The organism is Vibrio penaeicida, from assembly GCF_019977755.1.
Taxonomy (GTDB): domain Bacteria; phylum Pseudomonadota; class Gammaproteobacteria; order Enterobacterales; family Vibrionaceae; genus Vibrio; species Vibrio penaeicida.
Genome location: NZ_AP025144.1, coordinates 3,273,739 through 3,296,374, shown reverse-complemented (window position 1 = coordinate 3,296,374; position 22,636 = coordinate 3,273,739). Strand labels below are relative to the sequence as shown.

At 43.8% G+C, this 22,636-nt stretch carries 24 protein-coding genes; 21 read left to right on the top strand and 3 right to left on the bottom strand.

Annotation, left to right across the window (positions count from 1 at the left end; all coding sequences use genetic code 11):
* Positions 1–8: 8 nt before the first annotated feature.
* The gene (locus LDO37_RS14855; protein ID WP_126610089.1) at positions 9–557 is read right to left on the bottom strand and encodes a PadR family transcriptional regulator; all 549 of its coding nucleotides are present in this window, start codon (positions 555–557) and stop codon (positions 9–11) included.
* A 198-nt stretch (positions 558–755) separates the two neighbouring features.
* Complete coding sequence (locus LDO37_RS14850; protein ID WP_126610088.1) at positions 756–1,199, bottom strand: CBS domain-containing protein; 444 nt, start codon at positions 1,197–1,199, stop codon at positions 756–758.
* 353 nt (positions 1,200–1,552) lie between these two features.
* Here LDO37_RS14850 and LDO37_RS14845 point away from each other — a divergent pair, with 353 nt between their 5' ends.
* The 6 genes from LDO37_RS14845 to secF all read left to right on the top strand — a co-directional run bounded on the left by LDO37_RS14845 (position 1,553) and on the right by secF (position 8,569).
* A complete protein-coding gene (locus LDO37_RS14845) occupies positions 1,553–2,713 on the top strand; it encodes a S1 family peptidase (protein WP_126610087.1) in 1,161 nt (386 codons plus the stop codon).
* A 174-nt stretch (positions 2,714–2,887) separates the two neighbouring features.
* Complete coding sequence (gene queA, locus LDO37_RS14840) at positions 2,888–3,940, top strand: tRNA preQ1(34) S-adenosylmethionine ribosyltransferase-isomerase QueA (RefSeq protein WP_126610086.1); 1,053 nt, start codon at positions 2,888–2,890, stop codon at positions 3,938–3,940.
* A gap of 242 nt (positions 3,941–4,182) precedes the next feature.
* Positions 4,183–5,313, top strand: a complete 1,131-nt coding sequence (gene tgt / locus LDO37_RS14835) for a tRNA guanosine(34) transglycosylase Tgt (RefSeq protein WP_104400506.1) — start codon at positions 4,183–4,185, stop codon at positions 5,311–5,313.
* Positions 5,314–5,401: 88 nt separating this feature from the next.
* Positions 5,402–5,734, top strand: a complete 333-nt coding sequence (yajC, locus tag LDO37_RS14830; RefSeq protein WP_101110838.1) for a preprotein translocase subunit YajC — start codon at positions 5,402–5,404, stop codon at positions 5,732–5,734.
* A gap of 21 nt (positions 5,735–5,755) precedes the next feature.
* A complete protein-coding gene (secD, locus tag LDO37_RS14825; protein ID WP_101110837.1) occupies positions 5,756–7,612 on the top strand; it encodes a protein translocase subunit SecD in 1,857 nt (618 codons plus the stop codon).
* Between the two features lie 9 nt (positions 7,613–7,621).
* Complete coding sequence (gene secF / locus LDO37_RS14820; RefSeq protein ID WP_126610085.1) at positions 7,622–8,569, top strand: protein translocase subunit SecF; 948 nt, start codon at positions 7,622–7,624, stop codon at positions 8,567–8,569.
* Positions 8,570–8,754: 185 nt separating this feature from the next.
* Here secF and suhB read toward each other — a convergent pair whose 3' ends face one another.
* Positions 8,755–9,558 (bottom strand): inositol-1-monophosphatase, encoded by an 804-nt coding sequence (gene suhB / locus LDO37_RS14815; protein WP_101110835.1) that lies wholly within the window; start codon positions 9,556–9,558, stop codon positions 8,755–8,757.
* Positions 9,559–9,790: 232 nt separating this feature from the next.
* Between suhB and trmJ the strand changes: the two genes are divergently transcribed.
* The 15 genes from trmJ (at position 9,791) to ispG (ending at position 22,620) form a co-directional block, all read left to right on the top strand.
* Positions 9,791–10,522 carry a tRNA (cytosine(32)/uridine(32)-2'-O)-methyltransferase TrmJ gene (gene trmJ / locus LDO37_RS14810; RefSeq protein WP_126610084.1) on the top strand — a complete coding sequence of 244 codons (732 nt, stop codon included), beginning with the start codon at positions 9,791–9,793 and terminating at the stop codon, positions 10,520–10,522.
* A gap of 113 nt (positions 10,523–10,635) precedes the next feature.
* Complete coding sequence (iscR, locus tag LDO37_RS14805) at positions 10,636–11,142, top strand: Fe-S cluster assembly transcriptional regulator IscR (RefSeq protein ID WP_126610083.1); 507 nt, start codon at positions 10,636–10,638, stop codon at positions 11,140–11,142.
* Positions 11,143–11,192: 50 nt separating this feature from the next.
* On the top strand, positions 11,193–12,407 hold the full coding sequence (locus tag LDO37_RS14800; RefSeq protein ID WP_104400501.1) for an IscS subfamily cysteine desulfurase: 1,215 nt from the start codon (positions 11,193–11,195) through the stop codon (positions 12,405–12,407).
* 33 nt (positions 12,408–12,440) lie between these two features.
* Positions 12,441–12,824 (top strand): Fe-S cluster assembly scaffold IscU, encoded by a 384-nt coding sequence (iscU, locus tag LDO37_RS14795; protein ID WP_101110831.1) that lies wholly within the window; start codon positions 12,441–12,443, stop codon positions 12,822–12,824.
* 64 nt (positions 12,825–12,888) lie between these two features.
* Positions 12,889–13,212: an iron-sulfur cluster assembly protein IscA gene (gene iscA, locus LDO37_RS14790; protein ID WP_101110830.1), complete on the top strand. Its 324-nt coding sequence runs from the start codon at positions 12,889–12,891 to the stop codon at positions 13,210–13,212.
* Positions 13,213–13,316: 104 nt separating this feature from the next.
* Entirely contained in the window at positions 13,317–13,832 is a 516-nt protein-coding gene (gene hscB, locus LDO37_RS14785) for a co-chaperone HscB (protein WP_101110829.1), read from the top strand.
* Positions 13,833–13,845: 13 nt separating this feature from the next.
* Complete coding sequence (hscA, locus tag LDO37_RS14780; protein WP_126610082.1) at positions 13,846–15,699, top strand: Fe-S protein assembly chaperone HscA; 1,854 nt, start codon at positions 13,846–13,848, stop codon at positions 15,697–15,699.
* A 24-nt stretch (positions 15,700–15,723) separates the two neighbouring features.
* Positions 15,724–16,062: an ISC system 2Fe-2S type ferredoxin gene (gene fdx, locus LDO37_RS14775; protein WP_101110827.1), complete on the top strand. Its 339-nt coding sequence runs from the start codon at positions 15,724–15,726 to the stop codon at positions 16,060–16,062.
* Between the two features lie 12 nt (positions 16,063–16,074).
* Entirely contained in the window at positions 16,075–16,275 is a 201-nt protein-coding gene (iscX, locus tag LDO37_RS14770; RefSeq protein WP_101110826.1) for a Fe-S cluster assembly protein IscX, read from the top strand.
* Between the two features lie 239 nt (positions 16,276–16,514).
* Positions 16,515–17,807, top strand: coding sequence for an aminopeptidase PepB (pepB, locus tag LDO37_RS14765; protein ID WP_126610081.1), 1,293 nt, complete (start codon positions 16,515–16,517; stop codon positions 17,805–17,807).
* A gap of 82 nt (positions 17,808–17,889) precedes the next feature.
* Entirely contained in the window at positions 17,890–18,321 is a 432-nt protein-coding gene (gene ndk / locus LDO37_RS14760) for a nucleoside-diphosphate kinase (RefSeq protein WP_101110824.1), read from the top strand.
* Positions 18,322–18,562: 241 nt separating this feature from the next.
* Positions 18,563–19,681, top strand: a complete 1,119-nt coding sequence (locus tag LDO37_RS14755) for a bifunctional tRNA (adenosine(37)-C2)-methyltransferase TrmG/ribosomal RNA large subunit methyltransferase RlmN (RefSeq protein WP_101110823.1) — start codon at positions 18,563–18,565, stop codon at positions 19,679–19,681.
* A 45-nt stretch (positions 19,682–19,726) separates the two neighbouring features.
* On the top strand, positions 19,727–20,482 hold the full coding sequence (gene pilW, locus LDO37_RS14750) for a type IV pilus biogenesis/stability protein PilW (RefSeq protein ID WP_126610080.1): 756 nt from the start codon (positions 19,727–19,729) through the stop codon (positions 20,480–20,482).
* Complete coding sequence (gene rodZ / locus LDO37_RS14745) at positions 20,472–21,470, top strand: cytoskeleton protein RodZ (protein ID WP_126610079.1); 999 nt, start codon at positions 20,472–20,474, stop codon at positions 21,468–21,470. Before pilW ends, rodZ begins: the two co-directional genes overlap by 11 nt.
* Before the next feature lie 25 nt (positions 21,471–21,495).
* Positions 21,496–22,620 carry a flavodoxin-dependent (E)-4-hydroxy-3-methylbut-2-enyl-diphosphate synthase gene (gene ispG / locus LDO37_RS14740; protein ID WP_101110820.1) on the top strand — a complete coding sequence of 375 codons (1,125 nt, stop codon included), beginning with the start codon at positions 21,496–21,498 and terminating at the stop codon, positions 22,618–22,620.
* Positions 22,621–22,636 lie beyond the last annotated feature (16 nt).

The following is a 22,636-nucleotide window of genomic DNA, read 5'->3' as shown; positions in this document are numbered from 1 at the left end:
GCGATCCTTTAACTATCTGCTGATAAATCCTTCAGTACGCTATTTGCAAAGTTGACTTCCATTTGAAGGGCGTCGAATGAATATTGGAACAGCCAGCGCACGTTTTGGGGAAGCCCTTTTCCCCCTTGAGCTATATATGTCGTGTGTTCTAGTTCATGTCTTCGATTTTTGAGTGCGATAGCCCTTTCTTTAAACAGCATCTTTTGTTCTTCCCTGTTAAGAATCGAAAGAGCTGAAATACATAGGCGAAAGCGAGAATCTTTTAACCGGAGTGCCTGAATCCCATTTTCCACTTCTTGTTTAAGGTGGCTTGTTCCCGCAGGAAGCAAAAAATATTTCTTAGGTGTAGGACCTTTCCCTTTCTTTGCTATATCCAGCTCCGCTCTAACGAGTTCTTTTTTGGCGAGTTTGTTTAGGCTGACGTAAATAGATGTCATGCCAATCTCAGCCCATTCACGAAAACCCCGTTGTTCAACCAAGCGATTAATGTCGTAGCCAGACATGTTCCCATCTTGATGGAGGAGATGAAGCAGCATTAATTCAGTATTTGATAGCATTGTATTTCGAACCTTTAAATCATTAATTCAATATAACACTAGTGAAATATTAATATAGAACTGTTAACGCGAATTTGGTGGTTCATCTTAATACTAAGACAAAAAGGGCGCGCACTTCTTTTAAAAGGCAGCGCGCTTATACACTTTCAATTCAACAACGGATCCAACCACGGACCTTGGCTTGTGTTGAAAATGAAATTAAAAATCAGCCTTTGCTGGTTCCGTATCTTCTTCTATTTCAAGTAGGTTAATGGCGATACCAACAAAATCTGTATCCGTAATAATGCCAACCAACTTACCATGCTCAACAACAGGCAGGCATCCAATTTTATGCTTTTGCATATATATCGCGCTTTCTCTTAGCCCTGCCTTTGGTGACACAGCAATGACTTTTGAAACCATTACTTTGTCTATTGGCGTGGCGAGAGTGAAAGAGCCAGCTTGCGCCTCTTTGGTGAGCACCGATTCTTGAGTTGCTAATACATCTCGTTGAGAAATAACACCAAGAAGTTTTGAATCGGTGTCAATGATGGGTACATGACGAATGTCATGCTCGGCCATAAGGTTCTTGGCGTCTTGTAGTGAATGAGACCGCAAAAGAGTATGAGGGTTGCGAGTCATCATATCTTCAATCTTGATCATCTCGACCTCCTGCTTATTGTCATCCTACTTTCAATATAGGTAGTTATCTGCATATTAACTGGGAGGTGAATCTCTATTTTAGGTTAATTTTTCAAAAGAATTGGGGAGGAATAATCGGGATCAGTTTTTTTGGTAAAGCCTTTGAGTGGTTTGATTGTTTTTATAAGTCTAGATTAAGAATCCTTGAAGGAGAAATTCTAGGTTTTTGCGACTCATAAAGCGGTTTTGTGAAATTTTTTCTTTTTATAAACAAAAGATTATATGTCACGTCTCGCATAAGTATTTATTGATGGTTCTTTGCACAAAATGAATCTTTCACACTGTGCCCAGAAAGGTTAGTTCAAGGCATAAACATGAAAAAAATTCTAGCGAGTATGGCTATTTTGGCCGGGATGTGGAGCGTCAATTCTTTTGCAATCGTCGATGGTGAGATAGTTACCGATACTACAGCGAAAAGCCGTGTCGCGATTCGATCAAGTGATATGGCTGAGTTACCTCATTGTACAGGTACGTTGGTGGCTCCAAACTGGGTACTTACTGCTGCTCATTGCCTCGTTTTCCCTCTAGAAAATGGAGATTATAAAGTCTTACACCCATCGGACTTATCAATTTCTGTACGGAGCATAACACTAACAGGTGTGGGTACTGGAGATGTCTATGTTCCTTCTCACGTTATAATTTATCCCAAGTACACTCGGTATTCTGAATCAAAACTCGGTAATGACAACCAAGTAGAGCTTAAAGCTCTGGAGTTAGATCACGATGTTGCTTTAATACGTTTGGAAAACTCTGTGAGAATATCTGGAGTCTCACCTGTGACTTTGGCTTCAAATGATGAGATGAAAGTTATAGAAGAGGAGTTGAATGAAGATTGGAAGACCCACAATCGAAACAACGAACGTAGTGAGAATGTTGTGGGGTACGGGTGGGGGTTCACTGATGCAAACGCATCAGTTGCGACAGACTCGCTACGTAAAGGTAACTTTACTTTTTATCCGACAGCGGATTGCTATGTTCGGCTAACGAGTGACGAAAGTTTCCCTGCTTTAATGGGGGGACCATGGAATACGAGTAAAATTTGTACCTTACCTTCTTCGCCTCGTGACTTAGGCTCTGCGGTTGGAACTTTATATGGTGTACATGTTTGTAACGGAGACAGCGGCGGACCATTAATGTACGAACGCAATGGTAAAAACATACAAATTGGAATTGCAAGTGGAGTACCTTTACTTCAACCGAATTGCGGCTCTTATACTAAGCCTGCGTTCTATGCAAAAGTAAGTACCTATTATGGGTGGATTCAAAGTTACGTAGCGAACGACAAAATACCTAGTGAAAAAGTAGTACTTCCAGACGTTGTTATCGATGCAAGAGAAGAACTTGAACATAAAGAAAACTGCAAGGAAGGAATATCAACAAGAAACTGCAATTTTAAGCAGCCGGATGGGGCTTCTGCTCCAGGGTTGTGGTTCCTGATGGCTATCGGTCTTCTGGGCTGGATTCGCCGAAAGTAACTCGTCATAATGCCACTCTCAGGAGTGGCGCTTTTCACGGCTGAACAACGCTCTGTCAATGACGCGATACGCCCGTTTACAATAAAGCCACCATCAATACTTGCTATTGACTATGTGACGCCTATACTACTTCCCCTGCGTAATTCCCAGTCATTTTTATAAAGACCAATAGCAATGCAAGTATCCGATTTTCATTTTGAGCTTCCTGATGAGCTGATCGCTCGTTACCCACAACCTGAACGTACTGCTAGCAGACTACTTCAACTTGAAGGCGACAGCGGAGCGTTAATCGATGGTACCTTCAAAGATGTTCTAGAACAGGTACAACCTGGCGATCTACTGGTATTTAATAACACACGCGTTATTCCTGCTCGTATGTTTGGGCGCAAAGCTTCTGGTGGCAAGTTAGAAGCGTTAGTTGAGCGAGTGTTAGATGAGCATACTATTTTGGCTCATGTTCGCTGCTCGAAGCCGCCTAAGCCGGGAACAGAGCTTTTCCTCGGTGAAAATGATGAATATCTTGCTGAAATGGTTGCGCGCCACGATGTGCTATTTGAGATTAAATTTAAGTCAGACAAGAACGTCTTAGATATTCTTAACGATATTGGGCACATGCCACTTCCGCCTTATATTGATCGCCCCGATGAAGACACCGACAAAGAGCGCTATCAAACGGTATATAACGAAAAACCAGGAGCGGTAGCGGCGCCTACGGCAGGCTTACATTTTGATGAAGCACTGTTGGAACAAATAAAAGGTAAAGGTGTCGAATTTGCTTACGTTACTTTGCATGTAGGAGCGGGTACTTTTCAGCCTGTGCGGGTTGATAATATCAACGATCATCACATGCATGCAGAATATGTCGAAGTTCCTCAAGATGTGGTTGACGCAATCGCAGCAACTAAAAAACGCGGTGGCCGGGTTATTGCTGTTGGTACGACGTCGGTACGTTCATTAGAGAGCGCGGCTCAAGAGGCAAAAAAGAAAGGTGTTGAGTTTGAACCATTTTTTGGTGACACCGAAATCTTCATCTATCCAGGTTATGAATATCAATTGGTTGATTGCTTGATTACCAACTTCCATCTACCGGAATCAACACTCATCATGTTAGTCAGTGCATTTGCTGGTTACGATAATGTGATGAGAGCATACGAACATGCTGTTCAAGAACAGTACCGCTTCTTTAGTTATGGTGATGCCATGTTTATCACCAAAAAGCGGGGCTAATCAGACAATTAACGGGCGTATTTCGATATACTCCCGTTTGTTTCACTCAAGGAGCCAGTGAAGCTTATCTCAAAGTGATGTCACAATGCTGAATAAAGCATCACGGGGTCACTTAGGGGTTTTAGGAAAGGATAATCCTGTCACACCTCTTAGACAGAGTGTGAAGGAGCGCGATGAGCTAAAGCTGGTTGGCGCAAAGTACGTAAATAGTCAGATTGTTTCTCTGGCGTATTGGAGGCTTCGTGAAACTTACATACGAATTAAAAAAGACAAATGGTAATGCTCGCCGTGGGCAGCTTACTTTTGAACGTGGAACCGTTCAAACCCCTGCATTTATGCCTGTAGGTACTTACGGTACCGTAAAAGGGATGACTCCTGAAGAAGTGAAGGGGACAGGCGCTGAAATTCTGTTAGGCAATACGTTCCACCTGTGGCTACGCCCAGGGCAAGAAGTGATGAAAATGCATGGCGATTTGCACGATTTCATGAATTGGCACGGTCCTATTCTTACGGATTCAGGCGGCTTTCAAGTATTCAGCCTTGGCGATATCCGAAAAATTACTGAAGAGGGCGTGCATTTTCGCAACCCTGTAAACGGTGACAGAATATTCATGGACGCCGAAAAGTCGATGGAAATTCAGAAAGATCTAGGTTCTGATGTTGTTATGATTTTCGACGAATGTACGCCATACCCTGCGACGCACGACGAAGCTAAAAAATCCATGGAAATGTCACTTCGTTGGGCGCAACGCAGCCGTGACCACTTTGACAAGTTAGATAACCAAAACTCTTTGTTTGGTATTGTTCAAGGTGGCGTCTATGAAGATTTGCGAGACGTGTCGGTTAAAGGTCTCACAGACATAGGTTTTGATGGGTATGCTGTTGGTGGTTTAGCGGTTGGTGAACCGAAAGAAGACATGCATAGAGTACTTGAGCATACCTGCCCTCAGTTGCCTGAAGATAAGCCTAGATACCTTATGGGTGTTGGTAAACCAGAGGACTTAGTGGAAGGCGTACGCCGTGGTATCGACATGTTCGATTGTGTGATGCCTACACGAAATGCACGCAACGGACACTTGTTTGTGACTGGTGGTGTGATCAAGATCCGCAATGCGACACATAAAACCGATACAACCCCTTTGGATCCTGAGTGTGACTGTTACACTTGCCAAAACTATTCAAAGGCGTATTTGCATCATCTAGACCGTTGTAATGAAATCCTTGGTTCTAGATTGAATACTATTCACAACCTACGTTATTACCAACGTGTTATGGAAAGTATCCGTACTGCCATCGATGAAGATCGCTTCGACCAATTTGTTGAAGATTTTTACGCACGTCGCAACCGCGAAGTGCCACCGTTGAATAAATAGTTGTGCGTTATTGCTCGGCTCTTGAAAGTCGGGCAATACGTCCCAATTTATTGACTACTAAATAAAATAATATAGAGGATGTTTCTCAATGAGTTTGATTTCTGTTGCACACGCCGCGGGTGAAGGTGCTCCACAAGGTGGTGGTTTTGAAATGATCATCATGTTGGGTATGTTTGCGGTTATTTTTTACTTCATGATTTACCGCCCACAAGCTAAGCGTTCAAAAGAGCACAAAAACCTAATGGCAGGAATGCAGAAAGGTGATGAAGTGCTAACCAATGGTGGTCTAGTTGGTAAGATTGCAAAAATCTCTGAAGACAACGACTACATTGCGATTGCATTGAACGACAACAACGAAGTGACTATTAAGAAAGACTTTGTTACTGCAGTGCTGCCAAAGGGTACACTGAAATCTCTGTAAAACAGCTAAAGGATCCTCGCTGTGTTAAACCGTTATCCTTTGTGGAAGTACCTGATGGTGATGTTACTCATCCTTGTCAGCGCATTGTATGCACTTCCGAATATTTATGGTGAAGATCCGGCTATTCAAGTTACTGGGGCACGTGGTGCCTCAGTAGATATGTCAACGCTGGATGCTGTTACCGAAGTTCTTGAAAAAGAAAACCTCCCTAAAAAGTCCATCGCACTAGAAAATGGCTCCATTCTTGTTCGCTTTTTAGATACCGATACTCAAATCAGTGCGCGTGATGCTATCAACACAGCATTAGGAAAAGAAGCCATTGTTGCTCTTAACCTCGCTCCTGCTACCCCAGAGTGGCTCGATGCCATTGGTGCTACGCCGATGAAGCTGGGGCTGGATCTTCGTGGTGGTGTTCACTTCCTTATGGAAGTAGACATGGACGCTGCGATGGAAAAGCTTGTTGGTCAGCAAGAAGAAGCGTTTCGTAGTGAATTACGTGAGCAACGTATTCGTTATCGTGCTATTCGCAAATCAGGTAAAGATGCCGTTGAAATCGTTCTAAGAGACGCAGAGCAGCTTGAACAAGCTGAAAGCTTGCTTGAAAGAACGCATCAAGACATGATTTTTGTCGACAACAGCACAAGCAGCCGTTTCTCTCTTAGAGCGACATTCACCGAGCAGCGCTTGCAAGAAATTCGTAACTATGCGGTTGAGCAAAATATAACTATTTTGCGTAATCGTGTGAACGAGCTTGGTGTTGCTGAACCATTAGTTCAACGTCAAGGTGCTAGCCGAATCGTTGTTGAGCTTCCTGGTGTTCAAGATACTGCTCGAGCAAAAGAAATCTTAGGTGCAACCGCTACACTTGAATTCCGTGAAGTGGATGATAAAGCTGACTTGGCAGCGGCGGCGCGTGGTCGTGCTCCTGCAGGCAGTGAAATCAAGTTTGATCGTGATGGTCGCCCTGTTGTTCTGAAAAAGCGCATTATTCTTGGTGGCTCAAGCATCACTGATGCAAGTTCGAGTGCCGATGAATACGGTCGTCCGCAAGTTAACATTAACTTAGACAGTGAAGGTGGCAGTAAAATGTCCAGCTTCTCTAAGAAGAATGTTGGCAAGTTGATGGCTACCGTGTTTGCTGAATACAAAGACAGTGGTCGCCGTACACCTGAAGGCAAAGTAATCCTCAACAAGCATGAAGAAGTCATTAACCAAGCGACCATTCAAACGGCACTTGGTCGAAGCTTCCGAATTACTGGTATTGATTCTGCTGCAGAAGCTCACAACCTTGCGTTGCTGCTTCGTGCTGGTGCACTAATCGCGCCAATCTCTATTGTTGAAGAGCGTACAATCGGTCCTTCTATGGGACAGCAAAACATCGATATGGGTATTCAAGCGTGTATCTTTGGTTTGGTTGCTGTGATGTTGTTCTGCCTAGTTTACTACCGTAAGTTTGGTATTTTTGCCAACCTAGCGTTAATCGCTAACATCATCTTGATTATTGGTGTGATGTCGATGATTCCGGGTGCGACAATGACGCTTCCAGGTATTGCAGGTATTGTACTGACCGTTGGTATGGCGGTGGATGCGAATGTCCTCATCTTTGAGCGTATCCGAGAGGAGCTTCGTGATGGTCGAAACCCTCAGCAAGCGATTCATCAAGGTTATGCGAACGCATTCAGTACCATTGCCGATGCCAACATCACCACTCTAATTACTGCAATCATCCTATTTGCAGTAGGTACAGGTGCGATTAAAGGCTTTGCTGTCACACTGTCTATCGGTATTTTAACCTCCATGTTTACTGCCATTATTGGTACACGTTGTGTCGTGAACCTGCTTTATGGCGGCAAGCGCATCAACAAGTTGTCGATCTAAGGAATTATCATGTTTCAGATATTGAAAACAGACAAAATGATCGACTTCATGCGTTGGTCGAAAGGTGCCTTTGTTCTTTCTGTCTTACTTATCGTGGGTGCAATAGGCACACTAGCTGGTAAGGGGTTGAACTGGGGGCTGGACTTCACTGGTGGTACGCTGATTGAAGTCGGTTTTGAGCAACCAGCAAACTTGGAAGATGTACGAGCGGCACTTGAAGCGAAAGGCTTCGGTGACGCGACCGTTCAGAATTTCGGCTCATCTCGCGATGTAATGGTTCGTCTTCGTCCGCGTGATGGAGTAAAAGGTGAAACTCTTGGTAATCAAATTCTTGATGCAATAAAAGAGGGCACTGGCGAAAACCTAGAAATGCGTCGTATTGAGTTTGTTGGTCCCAACGTGGGCGATGAGCTAACAGAAGCAGGTGGTCTGGCGATTCTGACAGCACTTATCTGTATTTTGATTTATGTATCGATTCGCTTCGAATGGCGTTTAGCTGCAGGTGCCGTATTGGCATTGGCGCACGACGTTATCATCACTTTAGGGGTGTTCTCCTTACTGCAAATCGAGGTTGATTTAACCATCGTAGCCGCCTTGCTAACGGTTGTCGGGTACTCACTCAACGATACCATCGTTGTATTTGACCGTATCCGAGAAAACTTCCGTAAGATGCGTAAAGGTGAACCTGCCGAGGTAATGAATAGCTCTGTAACTCAAACCCTAAGCCGTACCTTGATTACATCTGGTACCACTTTGTTTGTAGTTATCGCGTTGTTTACCCAAGGTGGAGCGATGATTCATGGCTTCGCTACTGCGCTACTTCTTGGTATTACAGTGGGTACGTACTCTTCTATTTACGTAGCTTCTGCATTAGCCCTGAAGCTTGGCATTACTCGCGAGCACCTTATGCCTCCTCAGATCGAGAAAGAGGGCGAAGAACTCGAAGAGTTACCTTAGTCCACAGACAACTAAGTCTTATCTTAAAGCCACCTAACTCAGGTGGCTTTTTTGTATTCTGGAGTTGTGGGCTGATATAAGGTTAGACACTTTGCAAGTGACAATAAAAAACACCCAGTAACTTTACTGCTTGAGAGCGTTTAGTTACTGGGTGTTTTAGATATTCAGCTTGTGACAGTGAAGAATTACTTCAGGATAGCTTCATTACCGTTTTCGCGGATGTGTTTTAGAATTGCTTTTACACCGCGTGGGCTAGAGCCAACAATATTACCAGACTGCATGTAGTTTGTGCCGCCTGCAAAGTCAGTTAGGATAGCACCTGCTTCACGAGCAATAAGCTCACCCGCAGCCATGTCCCAAGGTTTTAAGCCAAGCTCAAAGAAACCGTCCACACGACCTGCCGCTAGGTAACACAAATCAAGTGCTGCGCTGCCTGTGCGTCGGAAATCGGCACATTCAGTGAACAGACCGGAAACAATCTTCATGTAAGATTCTGAGTGCTGCTTTTGCTTGAATGGGAAGCCTGTTGCTAAAACAGTACCTTGAAGGTCTTTAAGTGGCGTTACTCGGATGCGAGCATTGTTAAGTTGAGCACCAGAGCCGCGCTGAGCAGTAAACAGCTCATTTTGCATTGGGTCATATACACAAGCTACTTCTGTTTTGCCCTTCATTCGAACAGCAATGGATACAGAGAAGTGAGGAAGACCTTTTAAGAAGTTTGTCGTGCCATCCAGTGGGTCGATGATCCATTGTACGTCCTTATCTTTACCTTCGATAAGACCGTTTTCTTCAGCAACGATACAGTGCTCTGGGTAAGAGGCTTTAATGGTATCGATGATCAGAGCTTCTGCTTCTTTGTCTACGTTAGTAACAAAGTCATTGCTGCCTTTTTGAGTAGATTCAATTTTGTCAGCGTTTTCTAGTGATTTAGCAATATGATTGCCTGCTTTTCGCGCAGCGCGAATAGCAATGTTAAGCATTGGATGCATACAGTTTTTCCCAACGGATGTTAAAGAACGATAAAGCGGCGGGGAGTATATCAGAGTATCGGTAAAAAGGAAGTGGTTATTTTTTGAGCTTAAAACTTGTTTTGAACGATCAACTTCGTTGTCACTTTTTAGCAATGTGAAGGAATCTACTGCTGTCTGAGGGAGAGGGATAACCTTTTTTAGAGTGTTGTGATACTATTTCGCGGTTTTTAAATAGTCGGTAAATTACACCATGTTAGACCAAGTAAAAGTTGTCCTCGTTGGTACGTCACACTCTGGAAATATTGGCAGCGCAGCGCGTGCAATGAAAGTGATGGGGCTGTCCAACATGGTCTTGGTCGATCCTCAATGTGAAGTCGACTCCCAATCTGTTGCGTTAGCAGCCGGTGCTAGTGAAATTGCTCTCAATGCGAAAGTAGTGAAGACGCTAGAAGAAGCCGTTGAAGACTGTGGTCTTGTTGTTGGCTCTAGTGCGCGTTCTAGAACATTAGAATGGCCAATGTTAGAGCCCCGAGAGTGCGGAGAGCTATTCGCGTTGGAAGGTAAAAAACATCCCGTTGCCCTTGTATTTGGGCGAGAAAGAACGGGGTTAACCAATGACGAATTACAACGTTGTCATTTTCATGTTTGTATCCCCGCTAACCCAGAATACAGTTCTTTGAATCTTGCTATGGCGGTTCAGACCTTGGCGTATGAGGTGCGAGTAGCCCACCTCAATGACGTCGCAAGTGAACACCCAGCACCGCAAGAAAGCGATTATCCTAGGCACAAAGAGCTTGAAATGTTCTATGAGCATCTTGAAAAAGTCATCACTCAAACCCAGTTTTTAGATGACAGAAACCCAGGTCAGGTGATGAATAAATTACGACGTTTATTTTCTAGAGCACGCCCTGAAGCCCAAGAAATCAATATTCTTAGAGGGATTTTAACGTCCGTACAAAAGAATCTGTCGAATGAAAAATAACCATTAACTTTGCGTGGTTAAATACCTGACTAAAACAGTCAAATAAATACTTGACCAATTTAGTCGGGTATGGAAAAATTCTATCCACAAACTTACTGTGGATACGGTGTGATATGAGACTTACATCTAAAGGAAGGTATGCAGTAACGGCAATGTTAGATGTTGCTCTGCATTCACAAGAAAGCCCAGTGCCACTGGCTGATATTTCAGAGCGTCAGGGCATTTCTTTATCTTACTTAGAACAATTATTTTCTAAGTTACGTAAAGCTGGTTTAGTTGCAAGTGTACGCGGACCTGGTGGTGGCTACCGTCTTGGTACTGATGCGGACGATATTGCTGTCGGTATGGTGATTGCTGCTGTAGATGAATCTGTCGATGCAACGAAATGTAATGGTAAAGCGGACTGTCAAGGTGGTTCCCGCTGCCTCACTCACACGCTTTGGCGCGACTTGAGTGCTAGAATTAGTGAGTTCTTAAACAATATCACTCTAGGTGAGTTGATGTTGGACAACGAAGTATTAGAAATATCTGATCGTCAGGGTATCGACTTGGTGATCAATCATGGGTTTGGACAAAAAAATACAAGCACCGCCCCCATCGGTGTAAATGTACGCTCATAGATAGCGTCTATATAACCGCTTAAGCGGACAATATTACATTGGAGTAACAAATGAAACTGCCCATTTATTTTGATTACTCAGCAACATGCCCTGTTGATGTGCGCGTTGCTGAAAAAATGGTTCAGTACATGACGATGGATGGGACGTTTGGTAACCCTGCATCTCGTTCTCATCGTTATGGCTGGCAGGCAGAAGAAGCAGTAGACACTGCTCGTGAGCAAATCGCTGAACTATTAAACGCTGACCCAAGAGAAATTATTTTTACCTCGGGCGCAACAGAATCTGACAACCTAGCAATTAAAGGTGCGGCGCACTTTTACGGCAAAAAAGGCAAGCACGTTATTACGTGTAAAACCGAACATAAAGCGGTTCTTGATCCGTGCCGCCAGCTAGAGCGTGAAGGTTATGAAGTGACATACATTGAGCCAGAATCCAATGGCATTATTGATCTGAATAAACTTCAAGCAGCAATGCGAGAGGATACTGTTCTAGTATCTATCATGCATGTTAACAACGAAATCGGTGTCATTCAGGACATTTCTGCTATCGGCGAACTTTGCCGTGAGCGCAAGATTATCTTTCATGTTGATGCTGCACAGTCTGCTGGCAAAGTGCCACTAGATGTTCAGGAAATGAAAGTCGATCTTATTTCTATGTCTGCGCATAAAGCATACGGTCCTAAAGGTATTGGTGCATTGTACGTTCGTCGCAAACCACGTATTCGCCTAGAAGCGCAAATTCATGGTGGCGGTCACGAGCGTGGTTTCCGTTCTGGTACCTTGGCGACTCACCAAATTGTTGGTATGGGTGAAGCCTTCCGCATTGCAAAAGAAGAAATGCAAAAAGATTTCGACCATGCAAAGTCATTGCGTGATCGTATGTTGAAAGGTCTTGAGGGAATGGAAGCATTGACGATCAATGGTGATCTAGAGCAACGCGTTCCTCACAATCTCAATATCAGTTTTGCATTTGTTGAGGGTGAATCTCTGCTTATGGCACTGAAAGACCTGGCTGTTTCTTCTGGCTCTGCATGTACATCAGCAAGCCTTGAGCCTTCGTATGTTCTACGTGCTCTAGGGTTGGATGACGAGCTAGCGCATAGCTCCATTCGTTTTTCTTTTGGTCGTTTAACGACAGAAGAAGACATCGATTACGCCGTTGAAAAGATTCGTGTTGCAGTGGATAAACTGCGCGACATGTCTCCTCTATGGGATATGTACAAAGAAGGTGTAGATTTGAGCACAGTTGAATGGGCTCACCACTAGTCTCAAGGATATAGAGGATTCGAGGTAAAAATTATGGCATACAGCGAAAAAGTTATAGACCATTACGAAAACCCACGCAACGTTGGTTCATTCGATAAAGAAGACCCATCCATTGGTAGTGGTATGGTTGGCGCGCCAGCATGTGGCGACGTTATGAAACTGCAAATCAAAGTGTCTTCTGAAGGCATCATTGAAGACGCGAAATTTAAAACTTATGGCTGCGGTAGTGCCATTGCTTCTAGCTCTCTAATCACCGAGTGGGTGAAAGGTAAGAGTATTGACGAAGCAGCGGCGATCAAAAATGCAGAAATTGCTGAAGAACTTGAATTACCACCGGTAAAAGTTCACTGTTCTATCCTTGCTGAGGATGCAATTAAAGCTGCTGTTTCTGATTACAAAAAGAAACACGAGTCATAATTGTAAATGGAAGGAGTTAGCGCTTCTTCCATTTTAATTTCACTAAAGATTAGCAGGTTGCAGTATGGCCATTACCATGACAGAAGCGGCGACAAGCCGTGTCAGATCATTTCTAGATAATCGAGGCAAAGGCATCGGTTTAAGACTTGGGGTGAAAACCACAGGTTGCTCCGGAATGGCTTATGTTCTCGAATTTGTTGATGTTCTTAATGAAGAAGATGAAATCTTTGAGCAGGACAATGTGAAAATAATCATTGATCCTAAGAGCTTAGTATACCTAGACGGGACTGAGTTGGACTTCGTAAAAGAAGGCTTGAATGAAGGTTTTCAGTTTAACAACCCCAACGTTAAAGGCGAGTGTGGTTGTGGTGAAAGCTTTAATGTCTGATAAATAAGCTCAACAAATACATCGATTTAAAACGCAGTGAACGCTGCGTTTTGTGCTTGCCACTTATCTTTATTTTTTGCCCAGATTTCACTGAGAGTCAGAAAATGGATCATTTTGAATTGTTTGGCATTTCTCGCCAGTTTGATCTCGATGTTGCTGCGTTATCCACTCAGTTCAGAGAGCTTCAACGCCAATTCCATCCAGATAAATTCGCGACTGCATCCGAGCGAGATCGCCTTCTTGCCGTGCAAAAAGCCGCGCAAATCAATGATGCTTTCCAAGTACTAAAACAACCGATTTCTCGTGCTGAATACCTTCTTTCTCTTAAAGGGGTAGACATTCGGAATGAGCAAAACACGATGCAAGATCCTATGTTTTTAATGGAACAGATGGAGCTAAGGGAAGCGTTAGAGGATATTGAGTCATCATCAGATCCAGAGTCTGAATTATTCGATTTTGAGAAAAAGGTCAGTAAACTGTATCAATCGCTTTTGAGCGAGATGGTTCAGGCATTAACTGATAACACACTGGAAAACGCTGCGAATGGTATTCGTAAGCTAAAATTTATTGCCAAATTACAAAATGAAATAGAGCAGTTGGAAGACAAACTGCTCGGATAATAAAGGACATTCAATGGCATTACTTCAAATTGCAGAACCGGGTCAAAGTTCAGCACCACACGAGCATCGTTTGGCGGCTGGCATTGACTTGGGGACGACGAACTCACTGGTGGCATCTGTTCTTAGCGGAACAGCAAAACCACTAGTCGATGAGCAGAATGAAAGCATTTTGCCATCGGTTGTCTATTATGGTTCTGATACTACATTAGTCGGAGAAAAAGCGCGTGAGCACGCTCAGTCCGATCCCAAGCAAACGATCATTTCCGCTAAACGGCTTATTGGTCGTTCTTTAGGTGATATTAAAACACGCTACCCTTCTCTTCCTTATACTTTTATTGAAAGTGAAAATGGTCTGCCATTAATAGAGACTTCAAAAGGCAACGTTAATCCAATCCAAGTTTCTTCTGAAATTTTGCAAGCATTGGGTAAACGTGCAGAAGAGGCGCTCGGTGGAGAGTTGACCGGCGTAGTGATTACGGTTCCTGCGTACTTTGACGATGCGCAGCGCGCAGGTACGAAAGATGCCGCAACACTTGCGGGGTTGAATGTTCTTCGATTGTTGAACGAGCCAACAGCAGCAGCCATCGCTTATGGGCTCGATTCCGCTCAGGAAGGTGTGATCGCCGTTTACGATTTGGGTGGAGGAACGTTTGATATTTCCATTCTTCGCTTATCCAAAGGTGTTTTTGAAGTCCTAGCCACTGGTGGCGATTCTGCCCTAGGTGGTGATGATTTTGACCACATAGTGGCAGACTACATTAAAGAGCAGTCAAATACTCAAGGTACGCTTTCCAATGAACAGCAACGTGTATTACTGGACGTTGCGACTCAAGCGAAAATCGAGCTATCAAACTCTGAATCTACAGACTTAGCATTTGGGGCTTGGTCTGGTTCGTTGTCTCGTGAAACGTTCAATGAACTCATTCAACCACTTGTTAAGAAAACACTGCTTTCTTGCCGCCGTGCGCTAAAAGATGCAGGGGTTTCAACAGATGAAATACAAGAAGTTGTGATGGTTGGTGGTTCAACGCGCACGCTCCATGTTCGTGACATGGTTGGTGAATTCTTTGGACAAACGCCGCTCACGAGCATCAATCCGGATGAGGTTGTTGCTATTGGGGCTGCCATTCAAGCGGATATATTAGCGGGCAATAAGCCTGATTCTGAGATGCTACTGCTTGACGTGATCCCTTTGTCATTGGGGATTGAAACCATGGGTGGCTTGGTTGAAAAAATCATCCCAAGAAACACCACAATTCCAGTCGCTAAAGCTCAAGAATTTACTACGTTTAAAGACGGGCAAACGGGTATGCTCGTTCATGTTGCACAAGGTGAGCGTGAAATGATTGGCGATTGTCGCTCATTAGCCAAATTCTCACTAAAAGGTATACCACCAATGGCGGCTGGTGCGGCGCACATACGTGTGACTTATCAGGTTGATGCAGATGGTTTGCTGTCAGTAACAGCCATGGAAAAGAGCACTGGCGTACAGGCTGAAATCCAAGTGAAGCCATCGTATGGTTTGAGTGATGATGAAGTCGCCAACATGCTGAAAGACTCCATGACCTACGCAAAAGTAGACATGCACGCTAGAGCACTTGCTGAGCAAAGGGTTGAAGCAGATCGTGTTATCGAAGGTCTGGTTTCAGCGTTGCAAATTGATGGTGATGAGTTGCTTTCTGAGGAAGAAAGGCAGGTGTTGCTGAAATCGATAGAAGCTCTGATTGCGTTACGTAACCAAGACAATGCCGATGCGATTGAGCAAGGCATCAAAGAGACGGACAAAGCCAGTCAAGATTTTGCGTCTCGTCGCATGGACAAATCGATTCGATCAGCGTTATCTGGTCAATCAGTTGATGACATATAACAGTTATAAGTTTGAGAATTTAAAATGCCAAAGATTATTGTTTTACCCCATGAAGACCTTTGCCCAGAAGGCGCGGTATTAGAAGGACAAACTGGTCAGACTGTTCTTGATGTTGCGTTGAAAAATGGCATCGGAATTGAGCATGCTTGTGAGAAATCCTGTGCCTGTACTACTTGTCATATCGTTGTACGCGAAGGGTTCGATTCATTAGATGAGAGCGAAGAGCTTGAAGATGACATGCTGGATAAAGCATGGGGTTTAGAGCCTGAGTCTCGTTTAGGTTGCCAAGCGGTGATCACCGACGAAGACTTGGTCGTTGAAATTCCGAAGTACACGCTGAATCACGCAGCTGAAGATCATTAATAAGGAAGTGAAATGAGCTTAAAATGGACAGACTCGAGAGATATCGCAATTGAGTTATGCGATCTATTTCCTGACACCGATCCTAAAACTGTACGTTTTACGGATTTGCATCGCTGGATTTGTGAGTTAGAAGAGTTTGAAGATGATCCAAGCCGATCTAATGAAAAAATTCTAGAGGCGATTATCCTCTGCTGGATGGATGAAGCAGATTAACACAAGATGTAATTAGTTAGGTCTACATAGATCTCTATGTCATCTAAGAACTTGTGTTATATGTTGAGTTGTTTACTTGACTTGACATTATTTACTAAAAAAAGCGGGCTATCTAGCCCGTTTTTTTTATGCAAATGACATTTTCTACGAACATAATGCTAACATTCCTCAACTCGTAAAAAGAAACAAAGTCATAATAGAAATCAGCGAAGATTACGATGACAAGACAAGGAGAAATCATGTCTACACAAATGCCGGTATTCATTTCCTCACAAGCGGCACTCCCTCAATGGGGCGAAAACGCAATTTTATCTTTTACAGAACAAGGTACAACCATTCACCACACCGATGGTGAGTTAGTCGATGTGATTCAGCGCGCAGGGCGCAAGCTGGATGGTCAAGGAATCAAATCCGTATTTTTGCAGGGTGAAGGTTGGGATATAGAGAGCATTTGGGCGTTCTACCAAGGCTACCGTGGACCTAAAAATACCAATTCCGTTGAGTGGGTTGATCTTGAAGAGAGTGCTCAACACGAATTAGATTCTCGTATCAAGGCAGGAAATTGGGTTCGAGATATCATCAACAAAAGTGCTGAAGAAGTTGCCCCTCGTCAACTTGCGACTATGGCTGGGGAGTTTATTAAATCTCTAGCGCCAGAGCACGTTACTTACCGAATCGTCAAAGATAAAGACTTGCTAACAGAAGGTTGGGAAGGTATTTACGCGGTTGGTCGTGGCTCCGAGCGTACATCTGCAATGCTTCAATTGGACTTCAACCCAACGGGTGATGAAAATGCGCCTGTTTTTGCTTGTCTAGTCGGTAAGGGTATTACCTTTGATTCGGGCGGTTACAGCATTAAGCCTTCTGGATTCATGGATGCCATGAAAGCTGACATGGGCGGTTCGGGTACGATTACTGGTGGTCTTGGTTTGGCTATCCTTCGCGGTCTTAACAAGCGTGTGAAATTAATTCTTTGTTGTGCTGAGAACATGATTTCAGGTCGAGCTTTCAAGCTGGGTGACATCATCACCTACAAAAACGGCAAAACTGTCGAAATCATGAATACTGATGCGGAAGGGCGTTTGGTTCTTGCGGACGGTCTTTTGTACGCGAGTGAGCAAAACCCAGAACTGATAATCGACTGCGCTACTCTAACTGGCGCAGCAAAGAATGCTCTGGGTAACGATTACCATGCACTGCTGTCATTTGACCAGCAACTGTCATCCAAGGCTGTAGGCTATGCGGCTGAAGAGCGTGAGGGGTTATGGCCTCTGCCGCTGGCGGATTTCCACCGTTCAATGTTGCCTTCAAACTTTGCTGATTTATCAAACATCAGTAGTGGTCATTACTCTCCAGGCGCGAGCACTGCAGCAGCCTTTTTGTCGTATTTTGTGAATGACTACAAGAAAGGTTGGTTGCATTTCGACTGTGCTGGCACGTATCGTAAGAGTGCGAGCGACAAATGGTCGGCTGGCGCAACGGGTATGGGTGTACGTACACTCGCTCGAATTTTGACAGAACAAGCGAAATAAACTGAATTCAACTTAAAAAATTCGAGGGAAGCAAATCAATTGTAACCCTCGGATACTATAACGAAAGAACGAAGGACATCTTATGGCTCTAGAAAGAACGTTTTCCATCATTAAGCCCGATGCTGTAAAAAGAAATCTTGTAGGTGAAATCTACCATCGATTTGAAAAAGCAGGTTTAAGAATTATCGCTGCTAAAATGGTTCATCTATCGGATGACCAAGCGAGTGGATTTTATGCAGAGCATGAAGGCAAGCCTTTCTTTGAAGGTTTGAAAGAGTTCATGACATCTGGACCGATTATGGTTCAAGTGCTTGAAGGTGAAAATGCAATTGCTCGATACCGTGAGCTAATGGGTAAAACGAACCCTGAGGAAGCAGCATGTGGCACTATTCGTGCTGATTATGCGGTAAGCATGCGTTACAACTCCGTTCACGGAAGTGATAGCCCTGAATCTGCAGCGCGAGAAATTGAGTTTTTCTTCCCAGCGTCTGAAATTTGCCCTCGAGAAGATTAATCTTTTCTAGAGTGTGAATTCATCATTGCACTTATGCCTATTCATAGGTGCAATGTTTCTAAAATCCTTTCCCGTTCCCTCGCAATATAACACCTCATACTCGTTATTTTTCTTCTGTTTAAAAATTAATCAATTTGAAATTAATCCTTTATAAATAACCTTACTTTCGACCCCTTGTTGTCATTGGGTAAAGGCTGTACAATTCGCGCCCTTAAATACAGTTACACCTGCGAGAGACAACATGAGCACCGAAAAAGTAAATCTACTGGATTTTGACCGTAAAGGGCTACGAAAATACTTCGCCGATGAATTAGGCGAGAAAGCATTTCGTGCTGATCAGGTCATGAAGTGGATCTACCATTTTGGTGTCGACGATTTTGAGAACATGACCAATCTCAATAAGAAGCTTCGAGAGAAGCTTATGCGTGTTTCAGAAATTCGTGCTCCTTATGTTTCTGAGGCTCAGCACTCTTCTGATGGAACCATCAAATGGGCAATGCGTGTTGGTGATCAAGATGTCGAAACGGTATACATCCCTGATGCAGATAGAGCGACACTTTGCGTGTCCTCCCAAGTAGGTTGTGCACTTGAGTGCAAATTTTGCTCTACCGCTCAGCAAGGATTCAACCGAAACTTAAAAGTGTCGGAAATCATTGGCCAAGTTTGGCGTGCAGCACGAGAGATTGGCTTGCAGAAAGAAACCGGTCGTCGTCCGATTACCAATGTCGTGATGATGGGAATGGGCGAACCGCTACTGAACATGAAAAACTTGATCCCGTCTTTGGAGATCATGCTTGATGACTTAGGTTTTGGTTTATCAAAGCGACGCGTGACGGTTTCAACGTCAGGAGTGGTTTCTGGTCTTGATCAAATGACAGGGAACATCGATGTTGCACTGGCCATTTCTTTACACGCACCAAATGATGAACTTCGAAGTGAGATCATGCCTATTAATGATCGCTGGGACATTGAAGATTTCCTCAATTCCGTTAGGCGCTATATTGCCTCCTCTAATGCCAACCGTGGCAAAGTTACGATTGAGTATGTTCTGCTTGATCATGTGAATGATGATATGGAACATGCAAGACAACTCGCAGAATTGTTAAAAGATACTCCGTCTAAGATAAATTTGATTCCTTTTAACCCTTATCCTGGTTCACCATACCGCAAGCCGAGTAACTCACGCATTGACCGCTTTATGAAAACGTTGATGAAATATGATTACACGGTAACTGTGCGTAAAACTCGTGGTGATGACATTGATGCAGCTTGTGGTCAGCTAGTTGGAGATGTGATCGATCGAACAAAACGGACAAAACTTAAACAGCACGGGGAACCAATCGAGGTGAAGTCAATCTGAGTTGATAATTGACCAGAAAGACTCCCCAGATAGTAAGGGAGTGTGATGTTAGTGAGAATTGCGAACATATTTCTGGTTAGTTTGTTAGTAGGTTGTGTTACAGTTACTGAACAATCCGCTAATAATCAGTTTGATAAGATAAAGGCGGCAGAAGCGCGTATAAGCTTAGGTTTAAGTTATCTTGAGTCCAAAGATATGATTCGGGCAAGAGAAAATCTTGAAACCGCAGTAAGCTACGCACCAGATTATTATCGTTCACTGATCGCAATGGCTCACTTTTATCAAGAAGTTGGCGAGACCGATCAGGCAGAGCAAGCCTATAAAAAGGCACTTAGGGAGTCGCCTAAGAACGGTGATGTACTCAATAACTACGGTACGTTTCTTTGTAAAATCGGTCGATACGATGAAGCCGATGCATTCTTTAACCGTGCTATTGAACAGCCATATTACTACCTGATTGCAGCCAGCTATCAAAATGCGGCAATGTGTGCGCTGAAAAGCGGCGATCAGGATAAAGCTGAGTATTATTTTGCCCGTTCTTTGGATCATGACCCAAACCGTGTTGTTTCTATACTTCAGCTAACACAAATAGAAATTCAAAAAGCAAAGTATCGGGAAGCTAGGGTTAGACTTTTAAAATTTCATAATAGATATGGGTATAAAGCTTCGAGTTTGGGCTTGCTAATTGAATTAGAAAAACAAGCAGGCAATAACACTCTTGCAAATAAGTACGCGAGCGTATTAAAAGACAAATACCCAGACTCGATTCAATATCAGAAGTACGTAGCGAATGAGTATTGAACAAACTGCAGAAAATATGACTATTTCTACATTGCCACTTCCAGGTGATGTACTGCGCCAACAGCGAGAGAAGCTGGGGTTAACGCAAAAAGACATTGCTGACCGTCTTCGTCTCCGCTTGGCGGTGATACAAAACATTGAAGATAACAACTTCAAGTCAGATCAAGTAGCCACTTTTACCCGTGGCTATTTGCGATCTTACGCCAAGGCCGTTGGACTAAGTGATGACGATGTTTTGCCTCTTTTGGAAGAAGAGGTGAACCATAAAGAACAGTCCATGCAGAGCTTTTCTAGAAAAACCAATCGTGAAAAACACGACAGTCGCATCATGCTAATTACATGGGGTGTACTGGCGGTATTGGTTGGTATTTCTTCTGTGTGGTGGTGGCAAAATCAGAGCCTAGACACACTATCAGTTTCAGAGCTGACTTCTTCATCAGATTCCCTTTCTCAAGAGTCAGAAGCTGATTTGGCGGTACTTGAAGCCCAAAGAGAGCTCAATGTCGCTTCAGCTCAACCCGTTCAACAGAATGAAGAGGTTGAGCCAACTGCCAATGCAGCTGTTTCAACAGAAGACACGACATCTGCCAACGAAGAAGTTAACAACTCTTCAAATACCGAATCTTCAGACACTGATAGCTCAGTTACTGACACAGCAACTAGTGACGTTTCGTCTTCTTTATCAAACGAGTCATCTGATGCTGAATCGCCTGAGAGTACTAACATCGCTCTTTCAGATTCTCCGGCATCTGCTAACCCAGTTTCAATGTCGTTTTCGGCTGATTGCTGGATTCAGGTAAAAGACGCAGAAGGCAAAGTGCTTGCTACGGGTGTAAAAAAAGCGGGTCACCAACTTTCTTTAAGTGGCAAGGCTCCATACAGCGTAATATTAGGTGCACCTGAAGGTGTTTCAATGACATTTGCTGGTGAAGCTGTAGACCTTTCTGGGTATACTGCAGGCAAAGTAGCAAGATTCAAATTACCCTAGAAGCTGAGTAAGTCTAAAAGCCATTATGCAACACGAATCCCCTATTAAACGTCGTGCATCGACCCGCATATATGTGGGTGATGTGCCGATCGGTGACGGTGCCCCTATCGCGGTGCAGTCCATGACCAACACCAGAACAACGGATGTTGAAGCAACAGTGGCTCAAATTAAGTCACTGGAAACCGTTGGCGCTGATATTGTTCGCGTTTCTGTTCCTACTATGGAAGCAGCAGAAGCCTTTAAACTGATAAAGCAGCAAGTCAATGTTCCTTTGGTTGCCGATATTCATTTCGACTATCGAATCGCTTTGAAAGTAGCGGAGTACGGTGTTGACTGTTTAAGAATAAACCCCGGGAATATTGGTAATGAAGCACGAGTGAAATCGGTAGTCGATTGTGCTCGTGATAAAAATATCCCAATTCGAATCGGTGTTAATGGCGGTTCTTTAGAAAAAGATCTGCAAGTGAAGTACGGTGAACCTACACCTGAGGCGCTGGTAGAATCAGCAATGCGCCATGTTGATTACCTCGATCGTTTGAATTTTGATCAATTTAAGGTCAGTGTAAAAGCATCTGATGTCTTTTTAGCTGTGGACTCTTATCGTCTTCTGGCGAAAGAGATTGATCAACCTCTTCACCTCGGCATCACCGAAGCAGGTGGCGCGCGTGCTGGATCGGTTAAATCCGCAGTGGGCCTTGGCATGCTGCTGAATGAAGGCATTGGAGATACACTTCGAATCTCTTTGGCAGCTGACCCTGTAGAAGAAATTAAAGTTGGTTTCGATATTCTAAAGTCCCTTCGAATTCGTTCCCGCGGTATTAATTTTATCGCTTGTCCAAGCTGCTCTCGTCAAGAATTTGATGTGATCAATACTGTTAATGCTTTGGAAGAACGTTTAGAAGACATTATTACGCCGATGGATGTCTCTATCATTGGCTGCGTGGTAAATGGCCCAGGTGAAGCAGAAGTTTCTCATTTAGGGTTAGCTGGAAGTCACAAGAAAAGCGCTTTTTATGAAGACGGTAAACGTCAAAAAGAGCGCTTTGATAATGAAGATTTGGTTAGCAAGCTCGAAGCCAAAATTCGTGCAAAAGCGTCGGTGCTTGATGAAAGCAATCGCATCGACATCAATTTAATCGATAAACAATAATCTCGACGGTAATAAC

Excerpts from the sequence above, each read along its gene's own strand:
- LDO37_RS14855 (WP_126610089.1), bottom strand. The coding sequence starts at position 557 with ATGCTATCAAATACTGAATTAATGCTGCTTCATCTCCTCCATCAAGAT.
- LDO37_RS14850 (WP_126610088.1), bottom strand. The coding sequence starts at position 1,199 with ATGATCAAGATTGAAGATATGATGACTCGCAACCCTCATACTCTTTTG.
- LDO37_RS14845 (WP_126610087.1), top strand. The coding sequence starts at position 1,553 with ATGAAAAAAATTCTAGCGAGTATGGCTATTTTGGCCGGGATGTGGAGC.
- queA (WP_126610086.1), top strand. The coding sequence starts at position 2,888 with ATGCAAGTATCCGATTTTCATTTTGAGCTTCCTGATGAGCTGATCGCT.
- yajC (WP_101110838.1), top strand. The coding sequence starts at position 5,402 with ATGAGTTTGATTTCTGTTGCACACGCCGCGGGTGAAGGTGCTCCACAA.
- secF (WP_126610085.1), top strand. The coding sequence starts at position 7,622 with ATGTTTCAGATATTGAAAACAGACAAAATGATCGACTTCATGCGTTGG.
- suhB (WP_101110835.1), bottom strand. The coding sequence starts at position 9,558 with ATGCATCCAATGCTTAACATTGCTATTCGCGCTGCGCGAAAAGCAGGC.
- trmJ (WP_126610084.1), top strand. The coding sequence starts at position 9,791 with ATGTTAGACCAAGTAAAAGTTGTCCTCGTTGGTACGTCACACTCTGGA.
- iscR (WP_126610083.1), top strand. The coding sequence starts at position 10,636 with ATGAGACTTACATCTAAAGGAAGGTATGCAGTAACGGCAATGTTAGAT.
- LDO37_RS14800 (WP_104400501.1), top strand. The coding sequence starts at position 11,193 with ATGAAACTGCCCATTTATTTTGATTACTCAGCAACATGCCCTGTTGAT.
- iscU (WP_101110831.1), top strand. The coding sequence starts at position 12,441 with ATGGCATACAGCGAAAAAGTTATAGACCATTACGAAAACCCACGCAAC.
- iscA (WP_101110830.1), top strand. The coding sequence starts at position 12,889 with ATGGCCATTACCATGACAGAAGCGGCGACAAGCCGTGTCAGATCATTT.
- hscB (WP_101110829.1), top strand. The coding sequence starts at position 13,317 with ATGGATCATTTTGAATTGTTTGGCATTTCTCGCCAGTTTGATCTCGAT.
- hscA (WP_126610082.1), top strand. The coding sequence starts at position 13,846 with ATGGCATTACTTCAAATTGCAGAACCGGGTCAAAGTTCAGCACCACAC.
- fdx (WP_101110827.1), top strand. The coding sequence starts at position 15,724 with ATGCCAAAGATTATTGTTTTACCCCATGAAGACCTTTGCCCAGAAGGC.
- iscX (WP_101110826.1), top strand. The coding sequence starts at position 16,075 with ATGAGCTTAAAATGGACAGACTCGAGAGATATCGCAATTGAGTTATGC.
- pepB (WP_126610081.1), top strand. The coding sequence starts at position 16,515 with ATGTCTACACAAATGCCGGTATTCATTTCCTCACAAGCGGCACTCCCT.
- ndk (WP_101110824.1), top strand. The coding sequence starts at position 17,890 with ATGGCTCTAGAAAGAACGTTTTCCATCATTAAGCCCGATGCTGTAAAA.
- LDO37_RS14755 (WP_101110823.1), top strand. The coding sequence starts at position 18,563 with ATGAGCACCGAAAAAGTAAATCTACTGGATTTTGACCGTAAAGGGCTA.
- pilW (WP_126610080.1), top strand. The coding sequence starts at position 19,727 with ATGTTAGTGAGAATTGCGAACATATTTCTGGTTAGTTTGTTAGTAGGT.
- rodZ (WP_126610079.1), top strand. The coding sequence starts at position 20,472 with ATGAGTATTGAACAAACTGCAGAAAATATGACTATTTCTACATTGCCA.
- ispG (WP_101110820.1), top strand. The coding sequence starts at position 21,496 with ATGCAACACGAATCCCCTATTAAACGTCGTGCATCGACCCGCATATAT.